The 19,369-nt window shown below is 68.0% G+C and carries 19 protein-coding genes; 7 read left to right on the forward strand and 12 right to left on the reverse strand.

Annotated features, from left to right (window positions below):
- The first annotated feature begins 229 nt into the window (after window positions 1-229).
- Complete coding sequence (locus tag EWE75_RS16585) at window positions 230-445, forward strand: hypothetical protein (RefSeq protein WP_130159225.1); 216 nt, start codon at window positions 230-232, stop codon at window positions 443-445.
- 3 nt (window positions 446-448) lie between these two features.
- On the opposite strand, the gene EWE75_RS16590 is transcribed toward EWE75_RS16585, so the two are convergent.
- The 4 genes from EWE75_RS16590 to EWE75_RS25110 all read right to left on the reverse strand — a co-directional run bounded on the left by EWE75_RS16590 (window position 449) and on the right by EWE75_RS25110 (window position 2,883).
- The gene (locus EWE75_RS16590; protein WP_130159226.1) at window positions 449-688 is read right to left on the reverse strand and encodes a hypothetical protein; all 240 of its coding nucleotides are present in this window, start codon (window positions 686-688) and stop codon (window positions 449-451) included.
- Window positions 689-781: 93 nt separating this feature from the next.
- Complete coding sequence (locus tag EWE75_RS16595; protein WP_130159227.1) at window positions 782-2,254, reverse strand: S41 family peptidase; 1,473 nt, start codon at window positions 2,252-2,254, stop codon at window positions 782-784.
- Between the two features lie 144 nt (window positions 2,255-2,398).
- Window positions 2,399-2,710 (reverse strand): hypothetical protein, encoded by a 312-nt coding sequence (locus EWE75_RS16600; protein WP_231708405.1) that lies wholly within the window; start codon window positions 2,708-2,710, stop codon window positions 2,399-2,401.
- On the reverse strand, window positions 2,707-2,883 hold the full coding sequence (locus EWE75_RS25110; protein WP_165388423.1) for a hypothetical protein: 177 nt from the start codon (window positions 2,881-2,883) through the stop codon (window positions 2,707-2,709). The genes EWE75_RS16600 and EWE75_RS25110 overlap by 4 nt, the downstream gene beginning before the upstream one ends.
- 88 nt (window positions 2,884-2,971) lie before the next feature.
- Here EWE75_RS25110 and EWE75_RS16605 point away from each other — a divergent pair, with 88 nt between their 5' ends.
- Window positions 2,972-3,601, forward strand: a complete 630-nt coding sequence (locus EWE75_RS16605; protein WP_130159228.1) for a S24 family peptidase — start codon at window positions 2,972-2,974, stop codon at window positions 3,599-3,601.
- Between the two features lie 232 nt (window positions 3,602-3,833).
- On the opposite strand, the gene EWE75_RS25115 is transcribed toward EWE75_RS16605, so the two are convergent.
- The gene (locus EWE75_RS25115; protein WP_165388424.1) at window positions 3,834-4,001 is read right to left on the reverse strand and encodes a hypothetical protein; all 168 of its coding nucleotides are present in this window, start codon (window positions 3,999-4,001) and stop codon (window positions 3,834-3,836) included.
- Between the two features lie 171 nt (window positions 4,002-4,172).
- Between EWE75_RS25115 and EWE75_RS16610 the strand changes: the two genes are divergently transcribed.
- The 4 genes from EWE75_RS16610 to EWE75_RS16625 all read left to right on the forward strand — a co-directional run bounded on the left by EWE75_RS16610 (window position 4,173) and on the right by EWE75_RS16625 (window position 12,685).
- Window positions 4,173-4,385, forward strand: coding sequence for a hypothetical protein (locus EWE75_RS16610; RefSeq protein ID WP_130159229.1), 213 nt, complete (start codon window positions 4,173-4,175; stop codon window positions 4,383-4,385).
- Window positions 4,386-4,487: 102 nt separating this feature from the next.
- A complete protein-coding gene (locus tag EWE75_RS16615; RefSeq protein WP_130159230.1) occupies window positions 4,488-6,488 on the forward strand; it encodes an autotransporter assembly complex protein TamA in 2,001 nt (666 codons plus the stop codon).
- A gap of 77 nt (window positions 6,489-6,565) precedes the next feature.
- Window positions 6,566-10,648, forward strand: coding sequence for a translocation/assembly module TamB domain-containing protein (locus tag EWE75_RS16620; protein WP_231708406.1), 4,083 nt, complete (start codon window positions 6,566-6,568; stop codon window positions 10,646-10,648).
- A gap of 138 nt (window positions 10,649-10,786) precedes the next feature.
- Window positions 10,787-12,685 carry a S9 family peptidase gene (locus EWE75_RS16625; protein ID WP_130159231.1) on the forward strand — a complete coding sequence of 633 codons (1,899 nt, stop codon included), beginning with the start codon at window positions 10,787-10,789 and terminating at the stop codon, window positions 12,683-12,685.
- Between the two features lie 126 nt (window positions 12,686-12,811).
- On the opposite strand, the gene EWE75_RS16630 is transcribed toward EWE75_RS16625, so the two are convergent.
- Window positions 12,812-13,489: a queuosine precursor transporter gene (locus tag EWE75_RS16630; protein WP_130159232.1), complete on the reverse strand. Its 678-nt coding sequence runs from the start codon at window positions 13,487-13,489 to the stop codon at window positions 12,812-12,814.
- 81 nt (window positions 13,490-13,570) lie between these two features.
- Here EWE75_RS16630 and EWE75_RS16635 point away from each other — a divergent pair, with 81 nt between their 5' ends.
- Window positions 13,571-15,142, forward strand: coding sequence for a peptide chain release factor 3 (locus EWE75_RS16635; protein WP_130159233.1), 1,572 nt, complete (start codon window positions 13,571-13,573; stop codon window positions 15,140-15,142).
- Between the two features lie 49 nt (window positions 15,143-15,191).
- Here EWE75_RS16635 and EWE75_RS16640 read toward each other — a convergent pair whose 3' ends face one another.
- The 6 genes from EWE75_RS16640 to EWE75_RS16665 form a co-directional block, all read right to left on the reverse strand.
- Window positions 15,192-15,608 carry a MerR family transcriptional regulator gene (locus EWE75_RS16640; protein WP_231708407.1) on the reverse strand — a complete coding sequence of 139 codons (417 nt, stop codon included), beginning with the start codon at window positions 15,606-15,608 and terminating at the stop codon, window positions 15,192-15,194.
- Window positions 15,605-15,901 (reverse strand): integration host factor subunit alpha, encoded by a 297-nt coding sequence (locus tag EWE75_RS16645; RefSeq protein WP_069204278.1) that lies wholly within the window; start codon window positions 15,899-15,901, stop codon window positions 15,605-15,607. Before EWE75_RS16645 ends, EWE75_RS16640 begins: the two co-directional genes overlap by 4 nt.
- A gap of 151 nt (window positions 15,902-16,052) precedes the next feature.
- A complete protein-coding gene (locus EWE75_RS16650; protein ID WP_130159234.1) occupies window positions 16,053-17,012 on the reverse strand; it encodes a beta-ketoacyl-ACP synthase III in 960 nt (319 codons plus the stop codon).
- Between the two features lie 35 nt (window positions 17,013-17,047).
- Complete coding sequence (plsX, locus tag EWE75_RS16655) at window positions 17,048-18,091, reverse strand: phosphate acyltransferase PlsX (protein ID WP_130159235.1); 1,044 nt, start codon at window positions 18,089-18,091, stop codon at window positions 17,048-17,050.
- A gap of 23 nt (window positions 18,092-18,114) precedes the next feature.
- Window positions 18,115-18,294 carry a 50S ribosomal protein L32 gene (gene rpmF / locus EWE75_RS16660; protein ID WP_069204275.1) on the reverse strand — a complete coding sequence of 60 codons (180 nt, stop codon included), beginning with the start codon at window positions 18,292-18,294 and terminating at the stop codon, window positions 18,115-18,117.
- Between the two features lie 128 nt (window positions 18,295-18,422).
- Window positions 18,423-19,352: an acyl-CoA desaturase gene (locus EWE75_RS16665; RefSeq protein ID WP_130159236.1), complete on the reverse strand. Its 930-nt coding sequence runs from the start codon at window positions 19,350-19,352 to the stop codon at window positions 18,423-18,425.
- Between the last annotated feature and the right edge of the window lie 17 nt (window positions 19,353-19,369).

Below are 19,369 nucleotides of genomic sequence, written 5' to 3' on the forward strand. Positions count from 1 at the left end.
CCGCAGAAGCGTCGAAGTCGGTGCGAAGTGCGATAGGCATGGCAAACTCCAGTCCGTTTGCCATCTTGAATCAAAGCTTACCGCCGCTGGCAAGCCCTTGCGAGTCACGATCATCGAGACTTGGTATGAGACTACAAAAATAATTACCTCTGCTGGCTCGTGAAGTAACGCGAAAAGGTCACTAACCTCCTTGCGACAAACCCGGTCACGGGCGTAGCCTCGCATCACCATGCCAAACCCGCCCGTCCCCGCATTACCCCGCCAGCCAGTCCATCACCGCGCCAAGGCCGCGATCGTGTTCGGCCGCCGCGCGCGGATGACGGCGAGCGTCAAGGTCACCAGCGCCGGCATCGTGTCGATCGCCGTGCTGGTGTCCTCGATCCTGCTCTCCACCGCTGTACTGGTCCACACCGCCAAAGGTGCGCGACGCTCGCGGGAGGGGTGACGCTTACATCCAGCTACGGCCATCCGGCGTGGCGCATCCATACGGCGGCAACTGGCCCGGGAACCGCTGGTGCATCGTGTGGCAGCCCCAGCTTCGCAGCGGCGCCGGCGCGTAGCCGTTGAGCGCGATGCCGACCTCGTCATATGGGCTGCTGCCCATCGCGACGTACATATACCAGCGCCCGCCGAACATCACCACCGCGGCGACCAGCACGACACATACGACTTGAACGAGTTTGCGCATTCTCGGCCCTTTTGAAAAACGAGCGGGCCTGTTGCGGACACTGCGCGCGCAGATCAACGCCGATGCGGCAGGCCGAAACCTGCCGCGCCGCGCCTAGAACAGCCCCGGCACCTCGCGCTGCGCGGGGGACGGCCGATCGGGCGTTACCAACGTCTGCACCGCCGGCGTCGCCACCTTCAGCGCGCCGGGGGCCGAGGCGGTGGCGGTGCTCGCCGTCGCCGAGACGCGCGTGCAGCTCTTGCCCTCGAGATAGTCGAGCGAGCGGCGGATCGAGGATTCCTGCGGGTCGCCGAACTTGTGGGTGAGGTCGTCGCTCGCCGCGCAACTCGCTTCCATCGTCGAGGCGAGGCCGTTGTAGTAATTGGCATTGTGCGCGCTGTTCTGCGTGGCGAAGGCGATCACGCGCAGCCGGTCGTCGCAGGCCGCGCGGTCGAGCGCGATCTGGCCGACCGGCTTGCCATAGGTGTTGGTGCCGATCAGCGCGGCGTTGGCGTGCAGGTATGGCGGGAAGGCGTTGATGACGAGTTCGCTCGCCGAGGCGGTGCCGCCAGTGCCGATGAAGGCGATCTTGGTCGGCGAGACCGATTCCGGCTGCGGCGCGAACAGCATGGTCTCGTTCTCCACCGATTTCTCGGGCCGGAAGGTCTGATAGGCGAACACGTCGGCGGTCGAACGGTTGCCGCCGAGCAGGTTGCCGAGCACCTGCGCAGTCGAAACCAGCCCGCCGCCATTGTAGCGCAGATCGACGATCACCTCGGTGATGCCCTGCGCGCGGAACGTGGCGAAGGCGGTGCGCAACTGGTTCTCGGCGCTGGTGATGAAGGTGCGCAGGTTGACGTAGCCAACCTTGTGCCCGGCATCGTTGATCACGCTGGAACCGTAGCGGGTCGAGACCGCCGCGATGTCGTAGCTCGTCTTGGTGACCGTCACATTGCGCGTGCCGCCAGCGTCGTTCACCCGCAGCACGCGCGCAACGCCGGCATCGTCGGGGCCGAGCGCGTCGACCAGCCCGGCCTGGCCCTTCGCGGTGTAGATGCTGGTGACGGTCTGGAGGTTGGCGCTGCTCGTGCCGATCGCGAGGATCTCGGTGCCGCGATCGAGCCCGGCGGTGAGCGCGGGCGCGCCCTCGAACGCCTCGGCGATGAACAGCCGCTTGCCCGTAGAATCGAGCGCCAGCCGCACGCCGAGTCCCGCGCTCGTGCCCGAGGAGAAATAGGCGTTCTCCTCGGCGATCGAGGTGACATAGGTGAAATAGCGGTCATGCCCCTGCGCGCGCGCCGTCGCGGTGAGACCGTCGACGTAATCGGACAGGGTCTTGTACGGCGTCGGATCGAGGCTCGCCGGCAGCGTTTCGGGAAACAGATACCATTCGTTGAGCTGCGCCGCCGCCCAGGTCTCGCGCTCGCGCAACGTGCAGCCGGCGGTGGTGGTGGGCGTCGGGGCGGGAGTCGGCGTGGGCGTCGGATTGGTCGCGACCGGGGCACTGCCGCCGCCACCGTCATCACCCCCGCACGCCGAAAGCAAAGCCGCAACCACCAGCGCCGACACGAGCCGCCCACTTCGCATGATATCTTCCCCCTGTTGCACGCAGCGTAGCGCATCGGCGCGCCAAGGGAAGGCGCCATTTCGGATGAAACGAGGCGCGCTTTTCTTGACCCGTTCGTGCCGAGCGAAATCCACGCCTGTCGCCCGCTCGGCACGACCGGATTTTTACGCTTCCACGGTCAACGCCTCCAGCGTGATGCGTGCCTGTTCGCCCGTGCGCGCCACCGCGACGATGCGCAGATCGGCGACGAGGCTTTCGCGCACCGAGAGCTCGGCCTCGGGCAGATCGGCGAGCCAGCGGTCGAGCGCTGGCCCCGCCGCGCCCGTCAGCCAGAGCGTGTGGCGCGCGCCGGTGAAGGTCGCGCTCGCCCAGCGCACCCAGGTCGCGTCGGCGATCGTCACCGGGCAGCCGGCCTGCGCGGCGTTTGCGACCAGCGCGCGTTCGAGCCGCACGCCCGCGTCGGGACCGCGGCTCATTGGCCGCGCTCGCCGATGAACGCCTCGATCCGCGCGACCATGCGCGCGCCCGGCTCGCGCCCGCGCCGCAAGTCATGGACCAGCCGCGGATCGCGCACCGCCATCCGCCCGAACCGCGTCGGCGCCATCGCCGTCGCCTTGAGATATCGATCGATCTTGCCCAGAATCATCACCCGTCCGCCTCCTCGACTCGCTTGATGTTCCGTTTTTGTTCTCGCATTTCCAACTTGTCTAGGAATTTTCCTAGGCTATGGTGAACGGATGGCGCGCGACGACATTCGAGGCCGGCTGGCGGCGCTGATCGACGCGAGCGGGCACAGCTATGGCGCGTTGTCGCGGATGCTCCGGCGCAACGACGCGTACCTTCAACAATTTGTGAAGCGCGGCACGCCGCGCGTGCTGGCCGAAGCCGACCGGCGGTTGCTCGCGGCGTTCTTCCGGGTCGACGAGGCGGAGCTGGGCGGGCCGACCGCCGCGCCGCCGAGCGTGGCGATACGGCGGCTGGAGATCGAGGCGTCGGCCGGGCCGGGTGCGCTCGCCGAGGAGGATCGGGCGGGCGGCGCGGCGCATTTCGACCCGCGCCTGCTCGCGCAGCTCGGCGTGCGCCCCGGCGACGCCGCCGAGATCCGCGCGCGCGGTGATTCGATGGCGCCGCTGATCGAGGATGGCGACCTGATGCTGGTCGACGAGCGCGACCGGCGCGTGCGCGATCAGCCTGCGGTGTTCGTGATCCGGCTCGACGGGGCGCTCTTGGTCAAGCGGGTGGCGCGCGATGGCGCGATGCTGCGCATCACCAGCGACAATCCGGCGGCGGCGGAGATTGCGGCGCAGGCGCCGGCGGCGGTCGAGGTGATCGGGCGGGTGGTGTGGCTGTCGCGGGCTTTGCGGTAGCGGCTGGAGAGCGTGACGACATCACTTCCGCCGTTCGTGCTGAGTAGGGATCGAGTAGAGCCAAAGGCCCGTATCGAGAGCACGTATCGAAGCACAGGTGGTCGCGCGGTGCCTGTCCTTCGATACACTACCTCGATACGCCCTTCGGGCTACTCGGCAGTTACTCAGGACGAACGGAGTGGGGTTTGAGCGGTTCGCCCCATCGTCACCCCGGACTGTCCGCGTGGCCGCGCTACCGCCGCCGGTCGATCAGCCAGATCGCGATCGCCATGCCGGTGCCCGCGCCGAAGCCGAGCAACAGGCCCTTGCTGGGTTCGCCGAGGAACAGGCCGGCGACCGCGCCGCCGATCGCGCCGATCGCGATGAGGACACCGCCGGCGGCTGGGGATTTGCTTGCCATGCCACCGGCTCTGCCATGTCCCGCTGCCGGACGCCAGCGTCCCGTGGCGGGACGGGTGGCACGCGCCGTTCCACAAGCGTTTACCACCGTGCGCCGCAGCGCGGGCGGCGATGCTGGTCGTGGCATGATCCGTGTTTACCTCTCGCCCAAGCGATTTGCGGAGAATTTGGAATGGCCTGTATGCCGTGGCTGGGGCATCGCAGCGAGGTTGCCGATGCGACCACGCTGATCGCCGCGTTCGGCGACGACGCGGGGTTCGAGGCGGCGGCGCGCGCCGACCGCAGCCGCGATCTCGGCAACCATATCCACTTTTGCCGCTGGCGGCAGATCGAGCGGCTGATCGTGCTGATGTCAGCCGGGGCGGCGATCGGCACGGTGCAGTGACCGGGTTTCGCCGAGGCACGGGCCGTAGCGTGCATTGATCGCGGTTGAGCGGGGACGATAAACGCTTGTTGGCCGGGCGCTGGCCGGGCTAGGACGACAGGCATGACGTTGTCGCTTGGGCAGCGGGGCGCGGCGTATGGCGCCGCCGCGGTTTTGCTGGTGCTTGCCTGCCCGATGGCCCGCGCGCAGCAACCGGCTGCGCCAGCGCCGGAGCCGCCTGCCCCCCAACCACCTGTAAACGGGCCACCTGTAAAAGAGCCGCCGCTCGATCCGCAGTCGCCGCTGGCGCCGCTGCCGGGGCTTGGCGTCGACTGGCCCGATCTCGGCGCGCCGGGCACCGCCGCACCCGCCAAGGCGCAGGCGGCAAGCGGCGACACGCGCTACAGCTTCCGTATCGACGGGATCGACGCGGTCACCTCGCCGTTGCTCCACCAGCGTTTCGAGCAGCTCTCGACGCTCAAGACCAACGAGGGCCAGCCCGCCAACGCGGCGCAACTCGACCGGCGCGCGCGCGAGGATGCCGCTTTGCTCACCGGGCTGCTGCGCGCCGAGGGCTATTATGACGCGAGCGTCGCCACGCGCATCGACCCCGGCAGCGGCCGTCTGCAGGTGGTGCTCGATGCCGCGCCGGGCGCGCTCTACACGTTCGGCGGGGTGCAGGTGACCGGGCTCGACGCGACCGGGGACAAGGCGGCTGCGCTGCGCGCGGCGTTTGGCGTCAAGACCGGCGATCCGGTCAACGCCGATACGATCGCGGGCGGCGAGGCGAAATTGCGCACCACGATCGGCCATCGCGGCTTCCCGTTCGCGGTGGTCGGCGAGCCCGAGATCGTGGTCGATCATGCCGCGCATACCGCGACGCTGGCGATGACGGTCGCGCCCGGCACCGCGCGGCGGTTCGGCACGATCATCGTGCCGACGACCAAGGGCAAGCACGTCTTCAGCGCACACCATATCGCCGAGATCGCGCGCTTCACGCCGGGCAAGCCGTTCGACGATGTCGCGCTCGCCGATCTGCGCCGCGCGCTGATCCAGACATCCCTGGTGTCGAGCGTCACGATCAAGCCGGTGCCGGCGAGCGACCCCGATCTGGTCGACATCCTCGTCGCGACCGAGCCGGCACCGCCGCGCACGATCGCCGGCGAACTCGGCTATGGCACCGGCGAGGGCGCGCGCGCGGAGGTGAGCTGGACGCACCGCAACCTGTTCCCGCCCGAAGGCGCGCTGATCCTGCGCGGTGTGCTCGGCACACAGGAACAGCTTGCCGGCGCGACCTACCGCCGCAACAATTTCCACGGGCGCGACCGCGTGCTGACGATTCAGGCGACCGCTTCCAACCTCAAACGCACCGCTTACGAGGCCAAATCGGTGTCGCTGACGAGCAGCCTGGAGCGGCAGACCAACATCTTCTTCCAGAAGAAATGGACGTGGTCGGTCGGCACCGAACTGACCGCATCGGACGAGCGCGACGTGATCCTCTCGACCGGCGCGCCACGGCGGCAGACCTATTTCATCGGCGCGCTGCCGACGACGCTGAGCTATGACGGATCGGACGATCTGCTCAACCCGACGCGCGGGTTCCGGCTGGCCGGGCGGTTCTCCCCCGAAGTGTCGCTGGAAAAGAACGTGTTCGGCTATGCGCGGATCCAGTTCGATGCGAGCGCGTACAAGCGGGCCGCCAAGGGCGTGGTGGTGGCGGGACGAATCCGGCTCGGCACGATCGCGGGCGCGCCGCGCGATGCGATCGCGCCGTCGCGGCGGTTCTATTCGGGCGGCGGCGCATCGGTGCGCGGCTATGGCTATCAGGATATCGGCCCGCGCGACCCCAATAACGATCCGATCGGCGGGCGATCGCTGAGCGAATTCTCGCTGGAAGCGCGGATCAAGACGTTCGGCGCGTTCGGGGTGGTGCCGTTCTTCGACGGCGGCAACATCTACACCACGCCGCTGCCGAAATTCTCAGGGTTCCGCTACGGCGCTGGGCTCGGCGTGCGCTATTATTCGAACTTCGGGCCGATCCGCATCGATGTCGGCACGCCCGTAAACCCGCAGAAGGGCGATCCGCGCGTCGCGGTCTATGTCTCGCTGGGGCAGGCGTTTTGAGCGACGAAGCGGAGCCCCCTCCCCCGCCGCCGCGCAAGTCACGGCGAAGCTGGCGGCGGTGGATCGCGAACTGTGTGGTGCTGCTGCTCGCAGTGCTGACGTTGGGGATCGTCACGCTCGATTCGGATATCGGGCATCGCTTCGTGATCGACCGGGTGGGCGCGCTGCGGCCCACGAATGGCCTGCGCTACAGCATCGGGCGGATCGACGGGTCGCTGTTCGGCCACGCGACCCTCGTCGATTTTCGGCTGCGTGATCCCAAGGGGCTGGTGTTCTACGCGCCGCGTGCCGAGCTTAGCTGGTCGCCGCTGGCGTGGCTGCACAACCGGCTCGACATCACCAGCCTCATCGTGCCGCAGGCGCGGCTGCTCAAGCTGCCGGAGACGGTGCCGACCGGGCGCACCGGGCCGATCCTGCCCGACTTCGACATCCGCATCGACACGCTGCGGATCGACCGGCTGAACGTCGCGCCGGCGATCACCGGCGTCGCGCGGCGCGGGCGGCTGAGCGGGCGCGCCGAAATTCGAAATGGACGCGCTCTGGTCGATCTCGATGCGGTGGTGGCGGGGAGCGACATGCTTCGGCTCAAGCTGGACGCGCAGCCCGACCGCGACCGCTTCGATATCGATCTGCACGCGCGCGGCACCGCCAAGGGGGTGCTCGCCAAGGCGAGCGGGTTCGCGCAGCCGATCGCGGCGGAGGTGCATGGCGATGGCCGCTGGAGCGCGTGGCGCGGACGCGTGATCGCCGATGTCGGCAGCGTGCGGCTGGCCGACCTGACGCTCGGCAACCGTGCGGGCAGTTATGCGCTGGGCGGAACGCTGATCGTCGCGCCGCTTACGCACGGCAAGCTGCAACGGCTGAGCGCGCCGCGCGTCACCGTCAACGGCACCGCGACGCTGGTTGACCGGCGGCTGGCCGGAACGCTCGATCTGCACTCGGCGTCGGTGGCGTTGCACGGCGAAGGTGCGCTCGATCTCGCCGCGAGCGCGTTCCGTGACGTGCGGGTGCGGATGCGGATGCTCCAGCCGTCGGCGCTGTTCCCCAACATGACCGGACGTGCGATCGAACTGCGCGCGATCCTCGATGGCGCGTTCGCCACCGCCGCGTTCGACTATCGGCTCACCGGCGAGCGCGTGGCGTTCGACAAGACCGGGTTCGAGAGCGTGCGTGCCGCCGGCAAGGGGCATTTCTCGAAAGCGCCGGTGGTGGTGCCGATCCGCCTCACCGCCGCGCGCGTGACCGGGATCGGCGATGTCGCCGGCGGCATCCTGCGCAATTTGTCGATCGACGGTGTGTTGCGCGTGACGAGCAAGCTCGTCACCGGCGACGATCTCAAGCTCGCATCGGACAAGCTCAACGGGCGGCTGTCGCTGCTCGTCGATCTCAGCAACGGCCATTACGAGGTCGGGCTGAACGGCGGGTTGTCGCGCTATCTGATTCCGGGGCTCGGCATCGTCGAGGTGAATTCGTCGCTGCATGTCGTGCCGGGGCCGGGCGGGCACGGGACGCGCGTGATCGGCAAGGGCAGCGCGCGGATGCTGCGGCTCGACAATGCGTTCTTCCGCTCGCTCGCGGGCGGGTTGCCGGGGCTGGTGACCAATCTGGAACGCACCACCGATGGCGTACTCCATTTCACCAACCTCGTGCTGACCGGGCCGCAGATCCGCATCACTGGCAACGGCATCCGGCGGCGTGACGGGACGTTTCATTTCGAAGGCAGCGGCACACAGGCGAGCTACGGCCCGCTGACGCTCAAGCTCGACGGCAAGATCGACAAGCCGACGCTCGATCTCGTCTTCGCGCAGCCAAACGAAGCGATGGGACTGTCGAACGTGGTCGCGCATCTCGATCCGACCCCGGCGGGCTATGCCTTCGCCGCGCGCGGCGGCTCGCGGCTCGGGCCGTTCGACGGCGAGGGCGCGATCCTGCTGCCCAAGGACGGTCAGGCGGTGATCTCGATCGCGCAGCTCAACGTCAGCGGCACGCGCGCGCATGGCGATCTCGCGATCGTCGAGGGCGGGTTCGACGGCACGCTCGCGCTGGCGGGGGGTGGTCTTGCCGGCGACTTGCTGTTCCGCCCGCAGGACATGCACCAGCGGATCGAGGCGCATCTCGACGCGACTGCCGCGCGGCTGGCGCAGGCGGTGACGGTGCGGCGCGCGCATCTCGATCTGGCGGCGGTGTTCGATCCCGCCGGCACCTCGATCGATGCGACCGCGACCGCATCGGGCATCCGGCGCGGGTCGCTGGTGATCGGCCGCACCGCGATCCACGCGGCTTTGCGCGGCGGCAGCGGCGAAATCCGCGCGTCGATCGCGGGATCGCGCGGCCGTGCGTTCGACATCCAGAGCGTGATCGCGGTGACGCCCGACCGTTATTCGGTGGCGGCGCAAGGGACACTCGACCGCCGCCCGCTCGCTTTGGTCGGGCCGGCGGTGTTCACGCGCAGCGAGGACGGCTGGCGGCTGGCGCCGGCCAAGCTCAGCTTCGCGGGCGGCACCGCCGATCTGTCGGGCAGCTTCACCGGCACCGCCAGCGCAGTCGATGCGACGCTGACCAAGATGCCGCTGGCGGTGCTCGATATCGGCTATCCGGGGCTTGGCCTTGGCGGCGAGGCGTCGGGCAAGGTCGCGTTCGTGCAGTCGCGCGGCGCCGCGCCGACGGGGAAGATCAACATGACGGTGCGGGGCCTCACCCGCTCCGGGCTGGTGCTGTCGTCGCGGCCAGTCGATGTCGGCATTGCCGGGATTCTCGAACCCGGCAAGATCGCCGCGCGCGCCGTCGCGGCCAGCGGCGGCAAGACGGTCGGGCGCGCGCAGATGTTGCTGACGCTGGCGGCTGGCGACGATCTCGCCGCGCGCATCGCGCACGCGCCGCTGTTCGCGCAGCTCCGCTATGACGGGCCGGCGGATACCGTGTGGCGGCTGACCGGAATCGAACTGTTCGACCTGAGCGGCCCGGTCGCGATCGGCGCTGACGTTGGCGGAACGCTCGACAACCCGCGCATCAGCGGCGTGGTGCAGGCCAAGGGCGCCAAGCTCGAAAGCGCGACCACAGGCACGGTGCTGACCAACGTGGTGGCGAGCGGGCGGTTCGGCGGATCGCGGCTGGTGCTCGATTCGCTCGCGGCGGACGCGGGCAAGGGCGGGCGCGTGACCGGATCGGGCAGCTTCGATCTCGCCGCCGCCAACGGCTTCGGCATCGATCTGTCGGTGCAGGCGCAGACCGCGTTGCTCATCAACCGCGACGATATCGCCGCGACCGTGACCGGCCCGCTCAACTTCAAGTCGGACGGCGCGGGCGGCACGATCGCGGGCAAGGTGACGCTGACCAAGAGCCGCTACCGGCTGGGGCAAGCCAGCGCGACCAGCGCGGTTCCGCAGCTCAACATCCGCGAGATCAACCTGCCCGGCGGCGGCGAGGAAGACGAGCGCCCGCGCAAACCGTGGAAGCTCGCGGTCCACGCGCATGCCGCCAACAATCTGCTGGTGACCGGGCTTGGCCTACGCAGCGAATGGTCAGCCGATCTCGACATCGGCGGCGCGCCTGATAATCCCGCGATCACCGGCCGCGCCGATCTGGTTCGCGGCGATTACCAGTTCGCGGGCCGCGAGTTCCAGCTCGATCGCGGCAAGATCCTGTTTCAGGGCGACGTGCCCGCCAATCCCGCGCTCGACATCGCCGCCAACGCCGATTCGACCGGCCTGTCGGCGACGATCCGCGTGACCGGCCCGGCGCTCAAGCCCGAGATTTCGTTCACCAGCAATCCGGCGCTGCCTGAGGACGAACTGCTCTCGCGGCTGCTGTTCGGCACGTCGATCACCAATTTGTCCGCGCCCGAGGCGTTGCAACTGGCGTCGGCGGTGGCGGCCTTGCAGAACGGCAAGGGCGGGCTCGATCCGATCAACGCGGTGCGGCGCGTGGCGGGATTGGATCGTTTGCGTATCCTGCCGGCCGACCCGCAGACCGGGGCCGGCACGTCGGTGGCGGCGGGGAAATATGTGACGCGCAAGCTGTTCGCGGAGATCATCACCGATGGGCAGGGCTATTCGGCGACCCAGGTCGAGTTCCAGGTGACGCGCTGGCTGTCGGTGTTGTCGACGATCTCGACGTTGGGGCGGCAAAGCGCCAACGTGCGGGTTTCCAAGGATTATTGATTGGAATCCTGACAAAATACCGTTCGCCCTGAGCTTGTCGAAGGGCGTGCCCAGAGCGCCAGCGTTCGGGGCACGTGCTTCGACAAGCTCAGCACGAACGGGTCAGGTGGTTCACTAAGTGTTTTGACGGAGTTTCGTATGCGTTTCCTTCTCGCCGCCGCCCTGCTGGCGTCGGCCGCCACGCCCGCACTGGCCGCGCCGGTTCGCAACTACGCCGATCTCGCGCTCGCGCCGCGCGGTGACCGGATCGCCAGCATCGACGCGGTCGGCACGGCACATGGCGTCATCACCGTGCGCGCGGCAAACGGCGAAGTGGTGCGGACGCTCGATCCGTGCGGGACGTGTACCTATTCGGACGTGACGTTCGCGCCCGACGGGCGGCTCGCGTGGCTGGCGCGCGACAAGGCGGCGGGGATCGTCACGCTGGGCGTGGAGGACGGCAAGGCCACGCGCACCGTCGCGACGATCGCGGGTGTCGCCGAGACGCCGCGCTTCTCGCCCGACGGCACGCGGATCGCGCTGCTCGTCACGATCGGCGCGGCCAAGGAGATCGGCGCGAATCAGGCCGGGGTGCGGCAGGTCGGCGAGATCGGCGAGACCAGCGACGAGCAGCGCATCGCGGTGTTCGACCTCGCCGCCCCGGCGGTCGCGGCGGCGGCGGTGAAGCCGCTCTCGCCGGCGGGGCGCTACGTCTACGAATATGACTGGACGCCCGACGGCACCGGCTTTGTGGTGACCAGCGCGCCCGGCAATGGCGACAACAATTGGTGGGTGGCAACGCTCGACCGGATCGATGCGACCACCGGCGCCGTTCGCAATATCGCCAAACCGACGACTCAGATCAACTTTCCGCGCGTCTCGCCCGATGGCCGCAGCGTCGCTTTTGTCGGCGGGCTGATGAGCGATTTCGGCTCGGTCGGCGGCGACGTGTGGAGCGTGCCGCTCGCCGGGGGCACCCCACGCAACCTGACCGCAGGCGCGAAGTTCACCGCGACTTCGATCGCGTGGACGCGCGCCGGCGTGCAGGGCACCGCCTTGCGCGGTAGCGACCTCGGGCTGCTTTCGGTGGGCGAGCGCGCCGCCGCGCTCGGCTGGCACCGCCCGGCGAGTTTCGGCGCGGGCGACGGGCATGTCGCCTACAGCGCCGATGGTAGCCGCGTCGCGATGGTGGTGCAGGATTTCACGCATGCGCCCGCCATCTATGCCGGGCCGGTCGCCGCGCCGGTGCCGATCACCCACGATAACGACGCCGCGCCCGCGCTCGCCGCCGCGCGCAGCATCACCTGGAAGAACGACGGGTTCGAGGTGCAGGGCTGGCTGCTCGCGCCGCTCGGCGCCGATACGGCCAAGACGGCGCCGATGGTGACGATCGTCCACGGCGGCCCGGCGGCGGCGAACGTGCCGTCCTATGTCATCCCCGACAGCACCAGCGGCACTCTGCTCGCCGCCGGCTATTACGTGTTCCTCCCCAATCCGCGCGGCAGCTACGGCCAGGGCGAGGCGTTCACCGCCGCCAACAAGCGCGATTTCGGCGGCGGCGATCTGCGCGACATCCTCACCGGGATCGACGCGGTCGAGAAGGCCGCGCCGGTCGACGACGCCCGGCTCGGGCTGACCGGCGGCTCCTATGGCGGGTTCATGTCGATGTGGGCGAACACGCAGACCAACCGCTTCAAAGCGATCGTCGCGGGCGCGGGGCTGTCCAACTGGGTGAGCTATTACGGCACCAACGGCATCGACCAGTGGATGCTGCCGTTCTTCGGCAAGACCCTGTACGACGATTACAAGGCGTATGAGGCGGCCTCGGCGATCTACTTCATCAAGGCCGCCAAGACCCCGACCTTCATCTGGGCGGGCGAGCGCGACATCGAGGTGCCGCCAACGCAATCGACCGAATATTGGCACGCGCTCAAGGACATGGGCGTGCCGACCAGTCTCGTGATCTACCCCGACGAGGGGCATGGCGTGCGGTTGCCGGCGCATGCCAAGGATCTGCGCGCGCGGACGGTGGCTTGGTTTGATCGGTATTTGAAATGAGCCGTTCGCGCTGAGCGTGTCGAAGCGCGTGCCTCAGACGGTGGTGTTTGGGGCACGCGCACTCCTCCCCGTTCGTGTCGAGCGCAGTCGAGACACCTGCGCTCGGGGCGAACGGAGAGAGAAACGCTAGGCCGCCCGGTCCAGCCGTCGCCCGAACGCGACGAAGACGTAGATCAGCGGCGGCACCAGCACCGCCGAGAGCAGCACCTTGACGATCATCTGGCCGAGCAGCAACTCGCCGATCGGGAAGACGCCCAAGAAGGCGATCGTCACGAACAGGAGCGTATCGACGATCTGGCTGAGGATGCTCGCCACGCCGGCGCGCAGCCACAGCAATTTGCCGCCCTCGCTGCCCTTCAGCATCGAGAACACCGTCACGTTGAGCGTTTGCGAGATGCCGTAGGAGACGATCCCGCCGAGCCAGATGCGCGGGGTGCCGCCCATCATCATCGCGAACGCCGCCTGCCGGTCGGGCGTCATGTCGGGCGAGGCCGGTAGCGCCAGCACCAGCAGCGACAGCAGCACCGAGGTGACGAGCGGCACGAAGCCGAAGCGGACCAGCCGGTTCGCGGTGGCGCCGCCGTGGAGTTCGGCGACCGCGCTGGAGGTGATGACGAGCAGCAGGAACGCGGCGATCCCAGCCTCGATCGCCAGCGGGCCGAGCCCGATCATCGGCCCGAGCGCCGAGATCGGCCCGAGCGACACCTGTTTGTTGCCGAGCACGCCCGCGATGCAGACCATGCCACCGTAGAAGATCGATAGGAAGAAGAGCGAGCGCGGGATCGCGAGGGGCGGCTTTTGCATCGGCGGCACGCTACCGTGTTTCGCGTTGGCGTCAAACCGCCGTCGATGGACCGGCGCGCCCCAATTGCGTACAGCGCCGCGATGAATCACATCTCCGACCGCCGCACCTTCGCGATCATCTCGCACCCCGACGCCGGCAAGACCACGCTCACCGAGAAACTGCTGCTGTTCGGCGGCGCGATCCACCTTGCCGGCGAGGTGAAGGCGCGCGGCGCGGCGCGGCGCGCGCGGTCGGACTGGATGAAGATCGAGCAGCAGCGCGGCATTTCCGTCACGTCGTCGGTGATGACGTTCGAGCGGCAGGGCGTGACCTTCAATCTGCTCGACACGCCGGGACACGAGGATTTCTCGGAAGATACCTATCGCACGCTGACCGCGGTCGATTCGGCGGTGATGGTGATCGACGTCGCCAAGGGCATCGAGAGCCAGACGCGCAAGTTGTTCGAGGTGTGCCGCCTGCGCAACGTGCCGATCATCACCTTCGTTAACAAGGTCGATCGCGAGGGGCGCGAGGTGTTCGCGATCCTCGATGAAGTGGCCGAGCTGCTCCAGCTCGAGGTGACGCCGATGACGTGGCCGATGGGCACGGGCAGCGATTTCGAAGGGGTATTCGATCTCGCCACCAACCGGCTGATGCTGCCCGAGGGGCCGAGCCGCGAGTTCCAGGGCAAGGTGATCCAGACCACCGGCGTCGATGATCCGCAACTGGACGCGATCATCTCCGCGCGCAATCTCACCAAGGTCCGCGAAGAGGTCGAACTGGCGCAGGTCGGCTATCCCGAGTTCGATGCCGAGGCGTATCGGCGTGGCGACCTGACGCCGGTCTATTTCGGATCGGCGCTGAAGGAATTCGGAGTCGATTCGCTGATCGAGGCGCTCGCATCGTTCGCGCCGCCGCCCCGCGCGCAGCCGGCCGAACCGGCGCCGGTCGAGCCGACCCGCGACGAGGTGACCGGGTTCGTGTTCAAGGTGCAGGCCAATATGGACCCCAACCACCGCGACCGCATCGCCTTCATGCGGCTGTGTTCGGGGACGTTCAAGCGCGGCATGAAGCTGACCCCGACCGGCCACGGCAAGCCGATCGCGATCCACTCGCCGATCCTGTTCTTCGCGCAGCAGCGTGAACTCGCCGACGAAGCCTATCCGGGCGACATCATCGGCATCCCCAACCACGGCACGCTCCGGGTAGGCGATACGCTGAGCGAGCGCGCCACCGTGCGCTTTACGGGCCTGCCCAATTTCGCGCCGGAAATCCTGCGCCGCGTCGCGCTGAAAGACCCGACCAAGACCAAGCAGTTGCGCAAAGCGCTCGACGACATGGCCGAGGAGGGCGTGACTCAGGTGTTCTATCCCGAGATCGGCTCGAACTGGATCATCGGCGTGGTCGGGCAGCTCCAGTTGGAGGTGCTGCTGTCGCGGCTCGACGCCGAATACAAGGTCGCGGCGGGGCTGGAGATGGCGCCGTTCGAAACCGCGCGCTGGGTCTCGGCGGACGATCCGGCCGACTTGAAGGCGTTCACCGACCTCAACCGCAGCGCGATGGCCAAGGACCGCGACGGCAACCCGGTGTTCCTGGCGAAATCGGCGTGGGAGGTCGGTTATATCGCCGACCGCTATGCCAAGGTCACCTTCGCGGCGACGCGGGAGCGGTAGGGCTGCTCCCCCCACCGGGGCAGAGAGAACGGATCAGGGAGAACCGCCCTCAACCGACGGCGGCATCCTCGGCGAGCGCATCGGCGAGCGAGTCGCGGACCGCGCGGACCGCTTCCATCGTCGCGGCGCTGGTGGGCGCGCGCTTGCGTTCGTCGGCGAGCAGCGTCTGGACGCCGCGGATCGTATAGCCTTGCTGGTTGAGCAGATCATTGATCCGCTGCACCAGCGCGACGTCTTCGGGTCGGTAGTAACGGCGGTTGCCGGCGCGTTGCAGCGGGCGGAGCTGGGGAAAGCGGGTCTCCCAATAGCGCAGGATGTGCTGCGGGAGGCCGGTTTCGCGCGAGAGTTCGCCGATCGTGCGGAACGCGCCCGCAGCCTTCTCGCTGGCGGGCCTTGCCCCGGCGCCTGATTCGTCTGCCGTGATGTCACCCGCCACCGTCTCCGACGGACCGGGAGGCACCATCATCCGGCTTCCACGATACGATCGCGCATCATCTGGCTGGCGCGGAAGGTGAGGACGCGGCGCGGCGCGATCGGCACTTCCACCCCGGTCTTGGGATTGCGCCCGACGCGCTCACCCTTGTCGCGCAGCACGAAGGTGCCGAAGCCCGAGATCTTGACGTTCTCGCCGTTGGACAGCGCTTCGCACATATGTTCGAGAATCTGCTCGACGAGCTTGCCCGAATCGGCGCGCGACAGCCCGACTTGATGGTGCAGCGCTTCCGACAGATCAGCACGAGTCAGTGTTCCGGCAGTCATAGCGTTTCCCTCCCCCTTTCCCCAAAGGTCACGCCTGCGTAACACGACGCGGAAACCGCCGAAAGAGGCTTAGCTATTCTGCCGTAACGATCTTTTGGCACATAATGGTGCTGACAACGTGGTCAGCAGCCTGTTGCCGCAAACGATTGCCCTAGAAGCGCACCACCGCCGCGCCCCAGGTGAAGCCGCCGCCCATCGCTTCGAGCACGAGCAGGTCGCCGCGCTTGATTCGCCCGTCGCGCACCGCCGTGTCGAGCGCGAGCGGCACCGAGGCCGCCGACGTGTTGGCGTGTTGATCGACCGTGACGATCACCTTGTCGGGCGAGAGGCTGAGTTTCTTCGCGGTGGCATCAAGGATGCGGGCATTGGCCTGATGCGGCACCAGCCAGTCGATCGCGCTTGCCTCAAGCCCGGCGACCGCCATCGTCTCGGTGAGGACCGAGGCGAGATTGACGACGGCGTGGCGGAACACCTCGCGGCCCTTCATACGCAGCTTGCCGACGGTGCCGGTGGTCGAAGGACCGCCGTCGACATAGAGCATGCCATTGTGGCGGCCATCGGCGTGGAGCCGCACCGCCAGCACGCCGCGCGCGTCACTCTCCTGCGCTTCGAGCACGATCGCGCCGGCGCCGTCGCCGAACAGCACGCACGTCGCGCGGTCTTCCCAGTCGAGGATGCGGCTGAACGTCTCGGAGCCGATCACCAGCGCACGCCGGGCCGAGCCGGCGCGGATCATGCTGTCGGCGACCTGCAGCGCGTAGAGGAAGCCCGAGCAGACCGCCGCCACGTCGAACGCGACGCAATCATTGATGCCGAGCATCGCCTGCACCTTGGTGGCGCTCGACGGGAAGGTCTGGTCGGGCGTCGCGGTCGCCAGCACGATCAGGTCGATGTCCTGCGCGGCGACATCGGCGGCGGCGAGCGCGGCGCGGGCGGCATCGGCGGCGAGCGTCGCGGTGGTCTCGTCCGGGCCGGCGATGTAGCGGAAGCGGATGCCGGTACGCTCGACGATCCATTCGTCCGAGGTGTCGACGGTTTCGGCAAGCTGCGCGTTGGACACCCGGCGCGCCGGCAGCGCGGAGCCGGTCCCGGTGATGACGGCGCGAATCATGCTGTTTCCTTCAAGCGGCCTAGGGTGCGGCTCGGTCAGGCCGCTTTTGCTTCGAAATTGCCGAGATCCTCGGCGATACGGCGCGTGAGATCGTCGCGCACCATCTTGGCGGCGACGCCGATCGCGGTGGCGACGCCGATCTCGTTGGCGCCGCCGTGGCTCTTGAGCACCAGCCCGTTCAATCCGAGGAAGACCGCGCCATTATGGTTGTTGGGATCGAGATGGTGGCGCAGCAGGTCGGTCGCGGGCTTGGAGATCAGGAAGCCGATCTTCGAGCGCATCGAACTCTTGAACGCACGGCGCAGCAGATCGGCGACGAAGCGCGCGGTGCCCTCGGCGGTTTTCAGCGCGATGTTGCCGGAGAAGCCGTCGCACACGATGACATCGACTTCGCCGCGCGACAGCCGATCGCCTTCGATGAAGCCGGTGAAGGTCATCGGCAAATGCGTCGCGAGGCGCAGCGTCTGCGCGGCGTCGCGAATCTCGTCGGTGCCCTTCTGGTCCTCGCTACCGATGTTGAGCAGCGCGACGCGCGGGCTTTGAAGCTCGAGCGTGGTGCGCGCATAGGCGGCGCCCATCACCGCGAACTGGACGAGGTTGCGCGCGGTGCATTCGGTATTGGCGCCGAGATCGAGCACGACGACATCGTTCTCGCCGAGCGAGGGCAGCATCGCGGCGAGCGCGGGGCGGTCGATGCCGGGCATCGTCCGCAAGCTGAGCTTGGCCATAGCCATCAGCGCGCCGGTGTTGCCCGACGAGACGGCGGCGGCGGCGCGGCCCTGCTTGACCATGTCGATGGCGACACCCATCGACGTCGTCTTGGCACGACGGATCGCCTGACTCGGCTTGTCGGACGATCCCACCACGCCGGGGGCGTGGACGATCTCCGAATGCGCGGTCAGGTTGGGATGGCTCTTCAGCCCCTCGGTGATCGCCGCCTCATCCCCGACGAGGATGAAGCGCAGGTCCAATCCCCGGCCTTCGAACTGACGACGCGCGCGTGCGACCCCGGCCAGCATCACTGCCAGCCCTTCGTCGCCACCCATCGCGTCAACGGCGATCCGGGAGCCGTTCGTCACTTTCGCCCCCCGTTCCGCAGAGATCAGCCTTCGACCGAGACGATCTCGCGGCCGTTGTAATGGCCGCACGAATTGCAGAGGTTATGCGGGCGCTTCAGTTCGCCGCAGTTCGGGCATTCCTGAAACGAATCGATGCTCAGTGCATCGTGAGCCCGGCGCATGCCGCGCTTGGACGGCGTAGTTTTTCTCTTGGGGACGGCCATTTCGGCGAAACCTTGTGCTTGTTGCGTGTTCGATTCGGGCAATTCGCCCGACCCAATAACCACACGACCGACGGTTGCACGTCAGCCGCGGTGGCACCAGCGGCCGAACGCATCGCGAAGCACCGCGCCTATAGCGATTCTTCGCGGCGTTGCAAGCTCGGCGTCAAATCTCGGCGTCGCGTGGGCAAGTCTTGCGGCGTACAAATGTCGTGCGCCAAGCCCAGCCGTGCGAGCAAGCGAATCAGGGCGAAGCCGAAATCGCTCTGTCCGGCATAGAGGCCGATCCGAGCCGAACCGGGAAAGGCATGGTGATTGTTATGCCACGCTTCGCCCATCGTCGGGATCGCGGCCCACGGCACATCATGGGCTTGCACGCCCGCATCCGCGACCAGCCATGTTTGCGGCCCCTGCCGGTGTGCGAGATGTCCGACCAGCCAATGGCCATGCACCGAAACCGCAACGCGGGCGCAAACGCCCCAGACGACGAACCCCCAACCGCCGATCAGCCATAGCACCAACGCGATGGGCAGTTGTTGGAGCATCCAGGTGCGTTCGAGAAACCGATACAACGGATCACGCCCGACTCGGCCCAGATCGTAGCGCGGCGGATTGGCGAGGATCAGGCGGCAGTGCAGTTGCCACACCGCATCACGCGCCCACGACCGGCGGTGCGCGAGATAATCGTGGCACTGCGGCTGGCGCTGCGCCCAATCGCGCAAATCGTGCGTCTTCATCATCCAGAACGGGCCGCTCATGCCCACCGCCGTTCCCGTCCACACCAGCACCCGCTCCAGCCAAAGCGGCGTGGTGAAGCTGCGATGGATCAGCAGGCGGTGGAACCCGACCGAGTGGCCGAGCAGCAAGCCCGCTCCGGTCAGACCGACGAACAGGACGATCGCCGCAGGGGTTGCGAAGAGCGGCCCCGCGATCAGCGTGACCGCGAGCATCCCGCCGTTCCAGAGGGAATGCAGCGGGTCCCATCTTACGACCCCGGCGACCGGATCGGCGCCGGGCGTTGCGACCAGCCAGTTGACGGCACAACGATCACGATCAGCCATGACATCGCCTTTATTAA

The sequence above is a fragment of the Sphingomonas populi genome, from assembly GCF_004208535.1.
Classification (GTDB): domain Bacteria; phylum Pseudomonadota; class Alphaproteobacteria; order Sphingomonadales; family Sphingomonadaceae; genus Sphingomonas; species Sphingomonas populi.